Origin of the sequence: Achromobacter agilis (genome assembly GCF_900496965.1) — a bacterium.
Lineage (GTDB): Bacteria > Pseudomonadota > Gammaproteobacteria > Burkholderiales > Burkholderiaceae_B > Achromobacter > Achromobacter agilis.
Map to the genome: position 1 here is coordinate 1 of NZ_UFQB01000019.1, position 15234 is coordinate 15234.

Consider the following 15234-nt stretch of genomic DNA (forward strand, 5'->3'; position numbering starts at 1 on the left):
CGCCAAGGCCGCGCTGGCCGCCGCGCGCCAGCAGGTCGGCCTGAACGCCTTCATCGCCCTGTCGGACACGCCGGCGCTGGACGGCGCCGCCGCGGCGGCGGCCCGCAAGCTGCGCGAAGGCGCCGCCATGCCGCTGATGGGTGTGCCGTTCGCCGTCAAGGACCTGATGCAGGTGGCGGGCTTCTCCCAGACCAACGGCAGCGGCGGGCTGAAGCCGCCGCCCGCCCTGCGCGACGCGCTGTCGGTCGCGCGGCTGCGCGACGCCGGCGCGCTCGTGGTCGGCACGACGAATCTGCACGAACTGGCCTACGGCATCACCAGCGAAAACCCGCACTACGGATGGGTGGGCAATCCACGGGCGGCGGGCTTCACCGCGGGCGGATCGAGCGGCGGATCCGCCGCGGCGGTGGCCGCGGGCATCGTCCGCCTGGCCATCGGCACCGATACGGCCGGCTCCATCCGCATTCCCGCGTCCTGCTGCGGCGTGGTCGGCTTCAAGCCCACCTTCGACGCCGTTTCGCGCGATGGCGCGCAGGCGCTGGGCGCCAGCCTGGATCACCTGGGCCCGATCGCGGCCAGCGTGGCGGACGCGGCGCTGGCTTTCTCTATCATGGCGGGCCAGGCGGAACGCACCGTCAGCGTCGGCGCGCTGAGCGGGCTGCGCGTGGGCGTGCCGCGCAACTACTTCTACGCCCCGCTGGCCGACGACGTGGCGCAGGCCGTCGACCGCGCACTGGCCCTGATGCAGGCCGATGGGGCCATCCTGGTCCCGATAGACCTGCCCGGCGTCGAACACAGCGCGGCGCTGCAATTCGCAACCCTGTGCAGCGAGGCCACCGATATCCACTGGCGCCGCCTCATCGACCAGCCCGAGACCCTGGGCGCCGATGTGCGGGTGCGGCTGGAGATCGGGCAGTTCTTTCCCGCCACCTGGTATACGCGGGCGCAGCGCGGCCGCGCCCAGCTGGCGCGGATGTTCGACCAGGCGATGCAATCGGTGGACGTGCTGGTCACGCCCACCCTGCGCATCGAGCCACCGCGTTCCGGCGCGGGCGGCGTCGTCATCGGCGGCCAGGAAGTGCCGCTGCATACCGCGGTCACCGGGCTGACCATGCCCTTCAACCTGACCGGCATGCCCGCCCTGACACTGCCTTGCGGCAACGGCCGCAACGGCTTGCCGATCGGCCTGCAGATCGCCGGCGCGCGCGGCGCCGACTGGCGCGTGCTGAATGCCGGCGCGCGTGTGGAGGCGCTGCTTGCCGACTAATGCATGCTGGTAAACACTAACTGGTCAGACCGGTACTACAGGATTAAAAAACAAACGACGTTCCCCGACCGCCGACACCGTTCGCCCTCGCGGACGACGGCATCGCCGCAGCTCCTTTCCAAAGGAAACAACGATGAAACTGCTTCGCTTTGCCGCAGCCGTATCCGCGGTCGTTCTTGCCTCCTCCGCCCTAGCGGCGGACCCCATCGTCATCGGCGTGAGCATTGCCCAATCCCCGCCCGGCTCCGTGGTGCAAGGCACCCAGGTGAAGGATGGCGTGGAAATCATCACCAAGATGATCAACGACAAAGGCGGCGTGCTGGGCCGCCCGCTGAAGATCGTCTACGAAGACAACCAGGGCATCCCTGAAAAGGGCCGCGCCGCGGCCGAGAAGCTGATCTCGCGCGACAAGGTCGTCGCCATCACCGGCGGCCACCAGAGTTCGGTCTGCCTGGCCGAGATCGAAGTGGCGCACCGCTACAAGGTGCCGTACGTCAACACCAACTGCTGGTCCGACGACGTGCGCAGCAAGGGCTACCCGGAAGTCTTCAACCCGGCCAACTACAACACGCGCGTCTCCAGCGCCATGGCCGACACGATCGCCGCGCTGAAGGTCAAGAGCGTGGTCGCCTTTGCCGAGAACACGGACTACGGCATCGGCCAGGCCAAGCTGCTGGGCGAATTCCTCAAGAAGGCCGCGCCGCAAACCCAGTACAAGTACGTGGCGCTGGACCGCGCCGGCAAGGACTTCACGCCGGCGGTGCTGCCGCTGCGCGGCAGTCCGCCCGAGCTGGTGGTCAACATCATGCTGCCCCCCGCCGCGTACATCCTGATGAACCAGCTATATGAACAAGGCGTGGCGCCCAGCGCCAAGACCTGGTTCTACGACGGCGCCGGCATCGCCGATTACCCCGACTTCTGGAAGAACGTGAAGGAAGCCGGCAAGTACATGCTGGCGTTCGGCCTGTACCACCCGAAAATGCCCATGCCGCAGCTCGGCCTGGACGTCGGGGCCGCCTACCAGAAGCAGGCCAAGACCGAACCCAACCGCCTGATCTTCCAGGCCGCCGACTCGGTGCTGCTGATCGCCCGCGCGATCGAGGAAGCCAAGTCGACCGACAGCGCCGCCATTATCAAGACGCTGCAAGGCATGCAGTTCGAGGGCGTGCGCGGCAAGTTCAGCTTCTCGCAGCAACCCGGCTACACGTACCAGCAGTGGGTCGACATTCCGTACGTCACCTACCAGCTGACCGAAGTGGATCAGCCCCTGAGCAAGACCACGCTGATCCAGGCTTCGGGCCAGCCGCTGCAGATCGACAAAGTGGTCAAGCCAAAACAATGATGGCCCCCACGCTGCGCACGCTATGCGTGCTTGCTGCCCCCCGAGGGGGCGCCTTTTGCCTTGGGGCGGCCCGGCGGCAAAAAGGTTGCCCCCACGCTGCGCACGCTCCGCGCGCTTGCTGCCCCCCGAGGGGGCGCTTTTTGCCTTGGGGCGGCCCGGCGGCAAAAAGGTTGCCCCCACGCACTATGGGGCAACCCGCATCCATCCTGAACCTCAATGAACGCCGGGGGTCTGCCCCGGCGTCGGGGAGCATCGAGTGCTGGCACTGGACCTTTTCGTCAACGGCCTGATCATCGGCCTGTTCTACGCGCTGATGGCGGTCGGCCTGACCATGATCTTCGGCATCCTGAAGATCGTGAACTTCGCGCACGGCGAGTTCTACATGGTAGGGGCCTATACCTACACCCTGGTGTCGCTGGCCCTGGGCGTTCCGCCCTGGCTGGCGCTGCCCGTCGCCGCGGCCACCGGCGCGGCCCTGGGCTGGGCCACGGAACGCTGGCTGATGCGTCCGCTGTATGCGGGCTACGGCTCGTGGGGCCTCATGAAGGACGAGTACGCCGTGGTCGTCACCTTCGGCCTGTCGCTGCTGCTGATCAATCTGGTCGACAAGGTCGTGGGCCCGTATCCGATGCGCGGCCCGGCACTTTCGGACGTGACGCGCATGGCCGTCGGCCCCTTCATGATGAGCGGGCAGAAGCTGATCACCGCGGGCCTGTCCATCGTGCTGCTGGTCGGGCTGGCCCTCTTCATCAAGCGCTCGCTGTGGGGCCGGCAGGTCCAGGCGGTGGCACAGAACCGGCTGGGCGCCTCCATCGCCGGCATCGATACGGCGCGCGCCAGCAGCATCATCTTCATGGCCTCCGGCGTGCTCGCGGCGCTGGCTGGCGCGCTGCTGGCCCCGGTCATCAATCCCGCGCCGGACGTGGGCGCGTTCCCGGCCATCAAATCGTATGTGATCGTCGTGATCGGCGGCATGGGCTCGATCCCCGGCAGCATCCTGGCGGCGCTGGCGCTGGGCGTGCTCGAGAGCTTCGGCGCCGTCTACCTGTCGTACGACTACCGCGACACCTTCGGGCTGGCGCTACTGATCCTGATCCTGCTGTTCCGGCCCAAGGGCCTGTTCGGCGAACGCGCGCGGGAGGTCTGACCATGGATCCGCTTGCCCACCCCAACCTGCTGCGCAACAAGCTCAGCCAGGAAATGCGCCTGTCGCTGGCGTTCCTGGCCGTGCTGGCGCTGCTGCCCCTGGGCATTTCCTCGCCCTATTGGCTTGGCGTGCTGATCGTCAGCATGTACTTCGCGATGCTGGCCTCCGGCTGGAACCTGCTGGCGGGCTACACGGGCCAGTTCTCGCTGGCACCGGCGGCCTTCGCCATGCTGGGCGGCTACACGACCGGCCTGCTGGCCTACCACTGGAACGTGCCGCTGTGGCTCGGATTGCCGCTATCCGCGGTGGTGCCGGGGCTGATCGGGCTGGTGCTGGGCCGCATCGTGCTGCGCCTGTCCGGCCCCTACCTGGCGCTGACCACGCTGTCCTTCGCCGAGATCGTGCGCCTGGTGATCTACAACTCCATCGACTTCACCCGGGGCGACCAGGGCCTGCACGTGCCCGCGCTGCTGGAAAGCCGGGTCGGCAACTACTATCTGTTCCTGGCCGTGCTGGCCGCGGTCACGCTGCTGATCTTCCTGCTGCTGCGCGCCCGGCCGGGCCGTTTTCTCCAGGCGATCCGCGACGACGAAATCGGCGCGGCCAGCCGGGGCATCGACGTCGTGCGCTACAAGACGCTGGCCTTCCTCGTCAGCTGCGCCATCTGCGGATTCGCCGGCGGCCTGTACGGAACGTTCGCGCAACTGGTCAGCCCGGAGCTCGGCATCGTGGCGCAGACCGGCATGGTGATCGCGATGGTGGTGATCGGCGGCATGGGCACGCTGGTCGGCCCCCTGCTGGGCGCGGTCCTGGTGTATGTCGCCTCCGAACTGCTGCGCGACGTCGGCAACATCCAGATGATCGTGTTCGCGCTGCTGGTCATCGTGTTCGCGCGCTTTTTCCGCGAAGGGCTGTGGGGCCTGGCGCGCCGCGCCGTGCTGCGCCGTTCGGGCAACGCCAAGGGGGCCTGATGGCACTGCTGCAGATATCCGGAATACAGAAACGCTTCGGCGGCCTGCTCGCCGTGAACGGCGCGGGCATGGACGTGGCCGACGGGGAACTGCTGGGCCTGATCGGCCCCAATGGCTCGGGCAAGACCACGCTCCTCAACGTGTTGTCCGGCCACCTGGCGGCGGACGCGGGCGACGTAAAGCTGGACGGCCGCAGCATCATCGGCCTGAATCCCACCCGCCTCACCCGGCTGGGCGTGCTGCGCATGTTCCAGATGACCCGCGTCTTCAACCGGGTCAGCGCCTACGACAACCTGGTCGTATGCGGGCTGGCGATGGGGCTGGACGAGGCCGGCGCCAGCCGGCGCGCGCTGGAACTGCTGGAAGAGCTCAAGCTGGGCCACGTCGCGCACCTGGACGCGGGGCAGCTGTCGGGCGGGCAGAAGAAGCTCCTGGAATTCGGCGCCTGCTTCATGGTGCCGCCGCGCGTGGCGCTGCTGGACGAACCCTTCGCCGCGGTGCACCCCGTCATGAAGGAGACCATGTCGACGTTCATCCGCCGCCGCAATGAAGGCGGCCAGACCTTCATCCTGGTCAGCCACGACATGCCGGTGGTCGTGGACCTGTGCCCGCGCTCGGTGTGCATGAATGCGGGCCGCGTGCTGGCCGACGGCCCGACGCAACAAGTGCTGCGCGAGCCCGCGGTGATCGAGGCCTACCTGGGCGAGCAGGGACAAGAGGAGCAGAGCCATGCCTGACACGCTGCTGGCCATGGAAGACGTCACCGCCGGCTACCTGGGCGACATCGACGTGCTGCGCAACGTATCGCTGACGGTGGAGGCCGGCCGCATCAGCGGCCTGATCGGGTTGAACGGCGCGGGCAAATCGACGCTCATGAAAGCCATCTGCGGCTTCCTGCCGCCGAAGTCCGGCCGCGTCACGCGGGCCGGGCGCGACATCTCGGGCCAGGCGCCGCACCGCATGATCGACGATGGCCTCTGGTACATCCCGCAGGAATCCAGCCTGTTCCCCTACCTGACCGTGGAGGAAAACCTGCGCCTGCCGCTGGAAGGCCGCCACAAGCGCTATGGGGACGTGATCGAGCCGCGCTTTGCCGACACGCTGGAGCGGTTCCCGGTGCTGAAAGAGAAGCTCAAGGACCAGGCCGGCAATCTGTCGGGCGGCCAGCAGAAGTCGCTGGAGTTCGCCAAGGCCTATATGGTGCAGCCCCAGGTCTGCCTGATCGACGAACCCAGCATCGGGCTGGCGCCGCGGGTGGCGGCCGAGGTGTTCCAGTGGATCCGCGCGTTCGCCGACGCGGGCATGGGGATCCTGCTGGTGGACCACAACGTGCGCCGCGTCGTGGCCATGTCCAACCACATCTACGTGCTGAGCCTGGGTGAAATCACCGCCTCGGGCTCGCCCGAGGATTTTGCCGGCGACCTGCACGAACAGGTGCGCGAATGGCTGGGGATCAATTTCTGATGGACACGCGGACCTTGTTGGCGCAACCCCTGTCGGCCGAGGCGTTCGCCCCCTACGGAGAAGTCGTCACCAGCGCGGGCCGGGGCGGCCGCGCCATCAATGACGGCACCTCGCTGCGGGTGGAAATGGAAGAACCCGACCTCCTGGACGGCGGGGGCCGGCCATCGCTCTCCGTTTTCCGGGCCCGGGCGATCGCCCTGCCCTTCGCCGCCCAGGTACTGGAACGCCACCGGCTGGGCAGCCAGACTTTCCTGCCGCTGGCCGCCACGCCGTACGTGGTGCTGGTCGCGCTGGGCGCGGACGCGCCCGACACGGCCACGCTGCGCGCGTTCCTGGCGGGGCCGGGCGTGGGCATCACCCTGCGCCGGGACGTCTGGCACCATCCGCTGATGGCGCTGGCCGACGGGGAGTTCGCAGTGCTGGAGCGCGCCGGCGCGCAGGTGGACTGCGAACTGGTGCCGCTGCCGGACGCGCCTTGGGTGATCCGCGCGGCCTGAGCCCGCGCTACGCCGTCTGCCGCCAGACGCTGGCCAGCCAGGGCTGCTGTTCGCGCGGCAGGCCCTGCGGCCGGTAATAGTGCTCGAGCTCCTCGAAGCCCGCGTCCGTCAGCAGGCCGCGCCAGCCCTCCAGATCATGGTAGGCGCCGTAACGGCCGCGGTTCCAGCCTTCCTGGTTGCCGCCTCGCGGATTGGAGCTGAACAGCACGCCGCGCGGCTTCAGCGCGGCGCGCAATTCCCGCAACACCCGCGGCAGCTCCTGCCCGGGCACATGGAACAGCACGGCGTTGGCGAAGATGCCGTCGAACCGGCCGGCGGGCAGGGACAGTTGCAGGAGGTCCTGCAACCAGACCTCGCACCCGCTCGCCTGGCGCGCCATTTCGACGAAACGCGGCGTGCCGTCCAGGCCCACCGCCCGATGGCCGAGCGCCGTGAACGTCTTCAGGTCGCGGCCCGGGCCGCAGCCCAGATCCAGGATGTCGCAGGGAGGTTCGCCCTCGATATGGCGCAGCAGCGCGGCAATGTTCTGGCTGACATCGTGATCGCGCGTGCCGGCCTCGAACGATTCGGCGTTTTCCTGGTAGTGCGCCAAGGTCAATGCACTGATCTTGGCCAGGTCTTCGGAGTCGAGTTTCATCAGGCGATTGTGCCTGAAATGCGGCGTGGGATCTGCTTTGGGAGGGGGGGGTGTCAGACACTGACTCAGCAGGTCGTGGAGTGTCAGACACTGACTCAGCATGACGGGCGGTCGTGGAGTGTCAGACACCGACATGGCCAGTGCCTGACACCCTGGTGAGAGGCACTGCGGATTGCGCAGGCGCCACGCAGGGTGTCTGACACCACGACTCGACTGTGCCGGTCTGCCCATCCGGCACTTTCGCGCTCAGGCCGCCAGCCGCCCTTCGATCTTGGCCTTGGTGGCCGGCAGGTCTTCGGGCAGGCGTTGTTCCAACTGGCTGAACAGCGCGTCGTGCAAGGCGAGCTCCTCGCGCCAGGCGGCGGCGTCCACGGACATGACTTGCTCGAACTTGTCCGGGCTGAATTCCAGGCCGGTCCAGTCGATGTCCTGGTAGCTGGGCGAAATGCCGAATACCTGGTCCACGCCCTTGGACTGGCCGTCGATGCGGCCCAGCATCCAGCGCAGCACGCGCATGTTGTCGCCGAAGCCGGGCCAGACGAACTTGCCGTCCGGACCCTTGCGGAACCAGTTGACGCAGTAGATGCGCGGCAACGTGGCGCCGGCGGCTTCCAGCTGCTTGCCCAGCTTCAGCCAGTGATTGAAGTAGTCGCTCATGTTGTAGCCGCAGAACGGCAGCATGGCGAAGGGATCGCGGCGCACCACGCCCTGCTGGCCCGCGGCCGCGGCGGTGGTTTCCGACCCCATGGTGGCGGCCATGTAGACGCCCTCGACCCAGTTGCGGGCTTCGGTGACCAGCGGCACGGTGGTGGAACGGCGGCCGCCGAAGATGAAGGCGTCGATGACCACGCCCTTGGGGTTTTCCCATTCGGGGTCGATGGACGGGCATTGCGCGGCGGGCGCGGTGAAGCGCGCGTTCGGATGCGCGGCCTTGCGGCCGCTTTCGCGCGCGATGGCGGGCGTCCAGTCCTGGCCCTGCCAGTCGGTCAGGTGCGCTGGCGGCGTGTCCGTCATGCCTTCCCACCAGACGTCGCCGTCATCGGTGAGCGCCACGTTGGTGAAGATGACGTTGGCCTTGAGCGTGGCCATGGCGTTGAAGTTGGTCTGCTCGCTGGTGCCCGGCGCCACGCCGAAGTAGCCGGCTTCCGGGTTGATGGCGTGCAGGCGGCCGTCCGGGCCGGGCTTGATCCAGGCGATGTCGTCGCCGATCGTGGTGACCTTCCAGCCGTCCATGCCCTGAGGCGGGATCAGCATGGCGAAGTTGGTCTTGCCGCAGGCGGAGGGGAACGCGGCGGCCACGTGGTACTTGCGGCCCTTGGGCGAGGTAACGCCCAGGATCAGCATGTGTTCGGCCAGCCAGCCCTGGTCGCGCCCCATGGTGGAGGCGATGCGCAGCGCGAAGCATTTCTTGCCCAGCAGCGCGTTGCCGCCGTAGCCCGAGCCGAAGCTCCAGATCTCGCGGTTCTGGGGGAAGTGGACGATGTACTTGGTGGGGTTGCACGGCCAGGATACGTCGGCCTCGCCGGCGGCCAGGGGCTTGCCCACCGAATGCACGCACGGCACGAATTCGCCGTCGGTGCCGAGCACGTCGTAGACCTGCTTGCCCATGCGCGTCATGATGCGCATGTTCACCGCCACGTAGGGGCTGTCGGAGAGTTCCACGCCGATGTGGGCGATGTCCGATCCCAGCGGGCCCATCGAGAACGGCACCACGTACAGCGTGCGGCCGCGCATGGCGCCGTCGAACAGGCCGTTGAGCGTGTCGCGCATCTCGGCGGGATCCGCCCAGTTGTTGGTGGGGCCGGCGTCCTCGGGACGGTCGGAACAGATGAAGGTACGGTCTTCCACGCGGGCGACGTCGGAAGGGTCCGACCAGGCCAGGTAGGAATTAGGCCGCTTGGCGGGGTTGAGCCTGCGCAAGGTACCCGACTGGACCATCTGTTCGCAAAGCCGGTCGTACTCTTCCTGGGACCCGTCGCACCAGACGACGTGGTCAGGCTTGGCCAGCGCGACGAAGCTCGCCACCCAGTCGATCAGACCGCGGTGCTTGACATAGGCGGGCACGTTCAAGGCTGCCAATCCCCCATCCAAAGGCTTATTCATCGGGGTTATCTCCATACTAGTAAGGCTAATGGTGTTACGGCCCCAATTTGATTGGGGCCGTAGCAATTTGCGCCATCATACTTGCAGCGGCCGGCTGCCCGTCAACCCATCCACATGGACGACATTGTCACGGGTTGAGACCGCTCACGCGTAGCGGCCATCGCGCAGCTCCTTGCGGATGATCTTGCCCGTGGCGGTGGTCGGCAAACTGGTTACAAAGCGGATGGCGCGCGGATATTCATGCGCCGCCAGGCGGGTGCGCACATGGGCCTGCAGGGACTTCACCAGCGCGTCGTCGCCCTGGAAGCCGTCGTTCAATACCACGTAGGCCATCACGATCTCGGTGCGCTCGGCATCGGGCACGCCCACCACGGCCGCCATGCGCACGGCCGGGTGGCCAATCAGGCAGTCCTCAATGGGGCCCGGTCCGATGCGGTAGCCGGCGCTGGTGATGACGTCGTCGTTGCGGCCGACGAAACGGATGAAACCCGCTTCGTCGCGCACGCCCAGGTCGCCGGTCAGGAGGTAGTCGCCGGCGAATTTCTCGGCCGTGGCCTGCGGGTTGTTCCAGTAGCCCAGGAACATGACTGGGTCGGGCCGCAATACGCCGATGTTGCCTTCTTGTCCATCCGCCACTTCGGCGCCCCGGTCATCCACGATCGCGACCCGGTGCCCGGGCGCGGCGCGGCCGATGGCGCCGATGACGGGATCGAAAAGCGACGAGCACGACGACACCAGCATGTTGCACTCGGTCTGGCCGTAGAACTCGTTGATGGTGACGCCCAGCACGCGGCGGCCCCAGTCGATGAGTTCCGCGCCCAGCGATTCCCCGCCGCTGGCCACCGAACGCAGCGCCAGGGCGGGCGCGCCGGGCGGCTGCGCCACGCCGCGCATCATTTTCAGCGCGGTGGGCGGCAGGAAGGTATGCGTCACGCCGTGGCGCGCCATCAGTTCGAGGGCGCTGACGCCGTCGAACTTCTCGAAGCGGCGCGCCAGCACGGGCACGCCGTGGTGCCAGGCGGGCAGCAAGACGTCCAGCAACCCGCCGATCCAGGCCCAATCGGCCGGCGTCCACATCAGCGCGGCGTTCTCGGGGAAGAACTCGTGCGACATCTCGACGCCCGGCAGGTGGCCGAGCAGCACGCGGTGCGCGTGCAGCGCGCCCTTGGGCTTGCCGGTGGTGCCCGAGGTATAGATGATGACCGCCGGATCGTCCGCCGCCGTCGCCACGGGCGAGTATTCCTCGGACTCCTGGGTCAGCGCCGCATGGAACGGCACCGCGTCGTCCACGATTTCGTCGTCGATGCAGTAAACGACCTTCAGGTCGGGCAGGCTGGCGCGGATCTCGCGCAGCTTGCGGCAGCCGGCCGCGTCGGTCACGAGCGCGGCCGCGCCACTATTGGCCAGCCGGTACTGGATGGCGTCCACCCCGAACAGGGTGAACAGCGGCACCGCCACGGCGCCCATCTTGTAGACCGCGATGTGCGTCACCGCCGTCTCGGGCGCCTGGGGCAGGTAGATGGCCACCCGGTCGCCGCGCTTGATGCCGCGGCCCTCCAGGCTGTTCGCCAGGCGGCTGGACTGCGCCTTGATCTGGTCGAAGGTATAGCGCGACTGGGCGCCGTCGCTTTTCTCGTAGATCAGCGCGAGCCGGCCGCTGCCGTCGGCCCACTTGTCGCAGGCATCGACGCCGATGTTGTAGGCCGCCGGCACCTGCCATTGGAATTGGGACGCAAGCTGCGTGTAGGAATCGGCTCTGGACAGCATGGTTTGTCTCTGATGTTGTTCGTGTGGAAAGTGCCCGGATCGCGTGTCTTGCCACAAACTTGACCCAGGCTCAATAATAAGCCCCCGCCCACCGCCTCGTCGCCCTTCCCCGCATGGAAAAAGCCGCCACCGTACCGATGCGCCGTCCGCCGGCCAGCGCCAAATCCGAGCAGCGCATCCGGGACATCCTGCGCATCGCCCGCCAGGTCTTTTCCGAAGCGGGCTTCCAGGCCGCCACGGCCACGGAGATCGCGCAGCGGCTGGGCGTGTCCGAAGCCACGGTTTTCACCTATTTCGGCGGCAAGCGCGAACTGTGCGTGCGGGTCATCAGCGACTGGTACGACGAAATCATCGCCAAAGTGGAAGACGACCTGCCTCGCGTGCATGGCGCGCGGGCGCAGCTGCATTACCTGGTGCATGCGCACCTGCGGCACCTGCTGGCGGAAGGATCCGGGCTGTGCGCCTTCATTCTCTCCGAGGGGCGGGCGCGCAACGATGACTTCGGCGAGGTCTACGCGGCGCTGCAGCGCCGCTATACCGCGCCGCTCATGCGCATCCTGGCCCAGGGCCAGGCGGACGGCGACATCCGGCGCGACATGCCCTTGCGGCTGTTGCGCTCGGCCGTCTACGGGCCGATGGAGCACGTGTTGTGGGACGCCATCCTGCGGGGCGCTCGGGTAGACGTGGGCGCCACCGCCGACCAGCTGGTCGGCTTCCTGTGGCAGGCCCTGCAGCCGCCCGCGCAGGACGCGCTGGCGCTCGCTCAGTTCCGCGGCGACGTGCGGGATGCCCTGCATCGCCTTCAGTCGTCGGAGAACAGGGACGGCGGCACGTACTGAGGGAAGCCGTTGTAGGTTTCCCCGCGCTCGGCGGGCTGCAACGTCCAGGAATGCCGCGCGTTGGGCACGCCGCCATCCACGCGGATGACGCTGCCATTGATGAAAGCGGCCGCCGGCGACAGCAGGAAGACCACCGCCGCGGCCAGCTCGGCTTCGGTCCCGAAGCGCTGCAGGGGCACCTTGGTCTTCAGCTCGCGCAGCACCGCGCGGTATGCCTCGTCATAGCTGTCCATGCCGCTGGAGGCGATCCAGCCCGGCGCCACCGCGTTGACGCGCACGCCCGCATGCGCCCATTCGCAGGCGGCCGTCTCGGTCAGGTTCCAGACGCCGGCGCGGGCCGCGCCCGAATGGCCCATGCCCGGCATGCCGCCCCAGATATCGGCCAGCATGTTCACCATGGCGCCGCCGTGCTGGCGCATGTGCTGAGTGTAGACCTCGCGCGCCATCAGAAAGGTGCCATGCAGGTTGTTCTGGACCACCGCGTTCCAGCCGTTGAAGCTGATGCGGTCCAGCGGCGCGGGGAATTGCCCGCCCGCGCAATTGAACAGGCCATCGATCGCGCCGTGCCGGGCCAGCGCGTCGGCAACCGCGCCGCGCACGCCAGCCTCGTCGCGGATATCGCAAGCGTGCACGCTGACCCGGCCAGCGGCTTCGGGGTAGATCCGCGCGATCTCCTCTGCCGCCGCCTGCAGCTTGTCGAGCTTGCGCCCGACCAACGCCAGGTTCGCCCCCAGGGCCGCCAATTCATGCGCGGTACAGCGGCCCAGGCCGCTGCCCCCGCCCGTCACGAGGATCGTCCTGCCTTCGAAAAGACCCGGCCGGAAAACCGACGCGTAGCGCTGGTCGGCGGCGCGTCCGCCTGCGTGTGATTCCATGTCTCGCTCCATTATTTTTTTGAGGATAACTCAATATTCGTTCAACAGGCATCGCGGAACGGCCAAATTCCTCCTAGAATCGCTCCACCAGCTCACGCGCCTTATTGAGCCTTGATCAACAAAACAGGAGATCCCGCATGACGATGCAAGCCCCGCTGGACGTCGCCCGTGACGGCGCCATCGCCCGCCTGACGCTGAACCGCCCGGACATGCGCAATGCCTTCGACGAGGAACTGATCGCCAGCCTGACTGACGCGGTCCGGGCCGCCGCCGACGACGCCCAGGTCCGCGTGCTGCTGCTGACCGGCGCGGGCAAGGCGTTCTGCGCCGGCGGCGACCTGAACTGGATGCGCAAGATGGCCACCCTGACCGATGCCGCCAATCGCGAGGACGCGGGGCGGCTGGCCGGCATGCTGCACGCGATCTGGTCCTGCCCCAAGCCGGTGGTGGCCAGCGTCAACGGCGACGCCTACGCCGGCGGGATGGGGCTGCTGTCGGCCTGCGATATCGCCATCGCCGCCGACCACGCCCATTTCTGCCTGTCGGAGACGCGGCTGGGCCTGTTGCCCGCCACCATCAGCCCCTATGTGATCCGCGCCATGGGCGAACGCGCCGCCAATCGCTACTTCTTGACGGCCGAACGCTTCGACGCCGCCACCGCGCTGCGCCTGGGGTTGGTGCACCAGGTCGTTCCCCCGGAGCGCCTGGCGGAAGAAACCGTAGCGGTCTGCCGCGCGCTGTGCGCCAACGGCCCGGGCGCCGTGCAGGCCAGCAAGCGGCTGGTCCGCGATTTCGCCGGCCGGCCGATAGACGCGGCGCTGATCGCTGACACGGTCGAACGCATCGCGGCCATCCGCAGCACCGGCGAAGCCAGGGAAGGCGTGGCCGCCTTCCTGGAAAAACGCGAGCCTTCCTGGCGCGAAGGCGCTTAGCGCGGCCCTTTCCCGGGAAACCGGCCCGCGGCGTGCCCGAAGCCGCGCCGCGGCCCCCGCTGCGGCGCGTGCCATAATCGCAGGCGCCCTTCAGGAAGTCTCATGCCGCAAGCCACCCCTCCCGCATTTCCTCCTCTGAACGCCGAGCGCCTCTGGGCTCGCGTCGAAACCCTGTCCCGATTCACCCTGCCCGACATGCCCTGGACGCGGCGGGCGTTTTCGCCGCTGTTCGACGGCGCCCGCGCCTGGCTGCGCGGCGAATTCGAAGCCGCCGGCCTGGCCACGCGCCTGGACGCCGGCGGCAATCTGATCGGCACGCTGCCCGGCCGCGACGCCGCGCGCAAGCCCATCGCTACCGGTTCGCACTGCGACACCGTCATGCGCGGCGGCCGCTTCGACGGGATCATCGGCGTGCTGGCGGGCATCGAAGTGGCCCACAGTCTGCGCGAGCACGGCGTCCAGCTGGAGCATCCTTTCGAAGTCATCGATTTCCTGTCCGAGGAACCCAGCGACTACGGCATCTCGTGCGTGGGCAGCCGCGCGCTGTCCGGCCAATTGACCGCCGACATGCTGGCGGCCCGGAATCCCGAGGGCGAAACGCTGGCCCAGGGCATCGCCCGCATCGGCGGCGACCCGTCAGCGCTGAACGCGCCGCTGCGCGGCGCCGGCGGAACCGCCGCCTTCGTCGAACTGCACATCGAACAGGGCCCCGTGCTGGAAAACCGCGGCCTGCCGATAGGCGTGGTCACCAACATCGTCGGTATCCGCCGCGTGCTGATCACCGTGGAAGGCCAGCCCGACCACGCCGGCACCACGCCCATGGACATCCGCCGCGACGCGCTGGTGGGCGCCGCCCGCATCATCGATGCCGCCAGCCGCCAAGCCAGCGCCGCCAGCGGCAATCCGCATTATGTGGTGGCCACGGTGGGCCGCCTGTCCATGACGCCCAACGCGGCCAACGCCGTGCCCGGCCTGGTCGAGCTGACGCTGGAAATGCGCAGCGACAGCGACGCCGTGCTGGACGCCTTCCCTGAAACCCTGATGGCCGGCGTGGCGCAGGACCTGAAGGCGCTGCGCCTGACGGCAAGCTTCACGCAATTGAGCCGCGCCCGGCCCACCGACTGCACGCCGCTGGTGATGGACGCCGTGCAGGCCGCCGCCGACCAGTTGGGCTACGCGTCGATGCGCCTGCCCAGCGGCGCGGGCCACGACGCCGTCTACATGGCGCCGACCGGCCCCATCGGCATGATCTTCATTCCCTGCCTCAACGGCCGCAGCCACTGCCCCGAAGAATGGATCGAGCCCGCGCAGCTGCTGGACGGCACCCGAGTGCTGTACCAGTCGGTGCTGGCGCTGGACCGGGTCTTGCGCGGCGCCTGAACACCCTATGCCC

General features: G+C 68.2%; 14 protein-coding genes. 10 read left to right on the plus strand and 4 right to left on the minus strand.

Going from position 1 to position 15234, the window contains the following annotated elements; genetic code table 11:
- From AGI3411_RS20325 to AGI3411_RS20355, 7 genes are all read left to right on the plus strand, one after another.
- A partial coding sequence (locus AGI3411_RS20325; protein ID WP_165359228.1) for an amidase occupies positions 1 to 1267 on the plus strand: 1267 nt, incomplete at its 5' end.
- A gap of 133 nt (positions 1268 to 1400) precedes the next feature.
- On the plus strand, positions 1401 to 2609 hold the full coding sequence (locus tag AGI3411_RS20330) for an ABC transporter substrate-binding protein (protein ID WP_129529146.1): 1209 nt from the start codon (positions 1401 to 1403) through the stop codon (positions 2607 to 2609).
- A gap of 256 nt (positions 2610 to 2865) precedes the next feature.
- Positions 2866 to 3756: a branched-chain amino acid ABC transporter permease gene (locus AGI3411_RS20335; RefSeq protein ID WP_129529147.1), complete on the plus strand. Its 891-nt coding sequence runs from the start codon at positions 2866 to 2868 to the stop codon at positions 3754 to 3756.
- A 2-nt stretch (positions 3757 to 3758) separates the two neighbouring features.
- Positions 3759 to 4727, plus strand: coding sequence for a branched-chain amino acid ABC transporter permease (locus tag AGI3411_RS20340; protein ID WP_129529148.1), 969 nt, complete (start codon positions 3759 to 3761; stop codon positions 4725 to 4727).
- The gene (locus AGI3411_RS20345) at positions 4727 to 5464 is read left to right on the plus strand and encodes an ABC transporter ATP-binding protein (RefSeq protein ID WP_129529149.1); all 738 of its coding nucleotides are present in this window, start codon (positions 4727 to 4729) and stop codon (positions 5462 to 5464) included. Before AGI3411_RS20340 ends, AGI3411_RS20345 begins: the two co-directional genes overlap by 1 nt.
- Complete coding sequence (locus AGI3411_RS20350) at positions 5457 to 6191, plus strand: ABC transporter ATP-binding protein (protein WP_129529150.1); 735 nt, start codon at positions 5457 to 5459, stop codon at positions 6189 to 6191. Before AGI3411_RS20345 ends, AGI3411_RS20350 begins: the two co-directional genes overlap by 8 nt.
- A complete protein-coding gene (locus tag AGI3411_RS20355; RefSeq protein WP_129529151.1) occupies positions 6191 to 6688 on the plus strand; it encodes an ureidoglycolate lyase in 498 nt (165 codons plus the stop codon). Before AGI3411_RS20350 ends, AGI3411_RS20355 begins: the two co-directional genes overlap by 1 nt.
- A 7-nt stretch (positions 6689 to 6695) precedes the next feature.
- On the opposite strand, the gene AGI3411_RS20360 is transcribed toward AGI3411_RS20355, so the two are convergent.
- The 3 genes from AGI3411_RS20360 to AGI3411_RS20370 form a co-directional block, all read right to left on the minus strand.
- The gene (locus AGI3411_RS20360) at positions 6696 to 7325 is read right to left on the minus strand and encodes a class I SAM-dependent DNA methyltransferase (RefSeq protein WP_129529152.1); all 630 of its coding nucleotides are present in this window, start codon (positions 7323 to 7325) and stop codon (positions 6696 to 6698) included.
- Between the two features lie 246 nt (positions 7326 to 7571).
- On the minus strand, positions 7572 to 9428 hold the full coding sequence (locus AGI3411_RS20365; protein WP_129529153.1) for a phosphoenolpyruvate carboxykinase (GTP): 1857 nt from the start codon (positions 9426 to 9428) through the stop codon (positions 7572 to 7574).
- Positions 9429 to 9572: 144 nt separating this feature from the next.
- Entirely contained in the window at positions 9573 to 11195 is a 1623-nt protein-coding gene (locus AGI3411_RS20370; protein ID WP_129529154.1) for an acyl-CoA synthetase, read from the minus strand.
- 113 nt (positions 11196 to 11308) lie between these two features.
- On the opposite strand from AGI3411_RS20370, the gene AGI3411_RS20375 reads away from it, so the two are divergent.
- On the plus strand, positions 11309 to 12034 hold the full coding sequence (locus AGI3411_RS20375; protein WP_129529155.1) for a TetR/AcrR family transcriptional regulator: 726 nt from the start codon (positions 11309 to 11311) through the stop codon (positions 12032 to 12034).
- Here the strand turns inward: AGI3411_RS20375 and AGI3411_RS20380 are convergent.
- Positions 11998 to 12909: an SDR family oxidoreductase gene (locus AGI3411_RS20380; protein WP_129529156.1), complete on the minus strand. Its 912-nt coding sequence runs from the start codon at positions 12907 to 12909 to the stop codon at positions 11998 to 12000. The two genes, AGI3411_RS20375 and AGI3411_RS20380, sit on opposite strands and share 37 nt — an antisense overlap.
- Before the next feature lie 137 nt (positions 12910 to 13046).
- Between AGI3411_RS20380 and AGI3411_RS20385 the strand changes: the two genes are divergently transcribed.
- Together AGI3411_RS20385 and AGI3411_RS20390 are read left to right on the plus strand one after the other, a co-directional pair.
- Positions 13047 to 13841 carry an enoyl-CoA hydratase/isomerase family protein gene (locus AGI3411_RS20385; protein WP_129529157.1) on the plus strand — a complete coding sequence of 265 codons (795 nt, stop codon included), beginning with the start codon at positions 13047 to 13049 and terminating at the stop codon, positions 13839 to 13841.
- Between the two features lie 102 nt (positions 13842 to 13943).
- Positions 13944 to 15221, plus strand: coding sequence for a Zn-dependent hydrolase (locus AGI3411_RS20390; RefSeq protein WP_129529158.1), 1278 nt, complete (start codon positions 13944 to 13946; stop codon positions 15219 to 15221).
- Positions 15222 to 15234 lie beyond the last annotated feature (13 nt).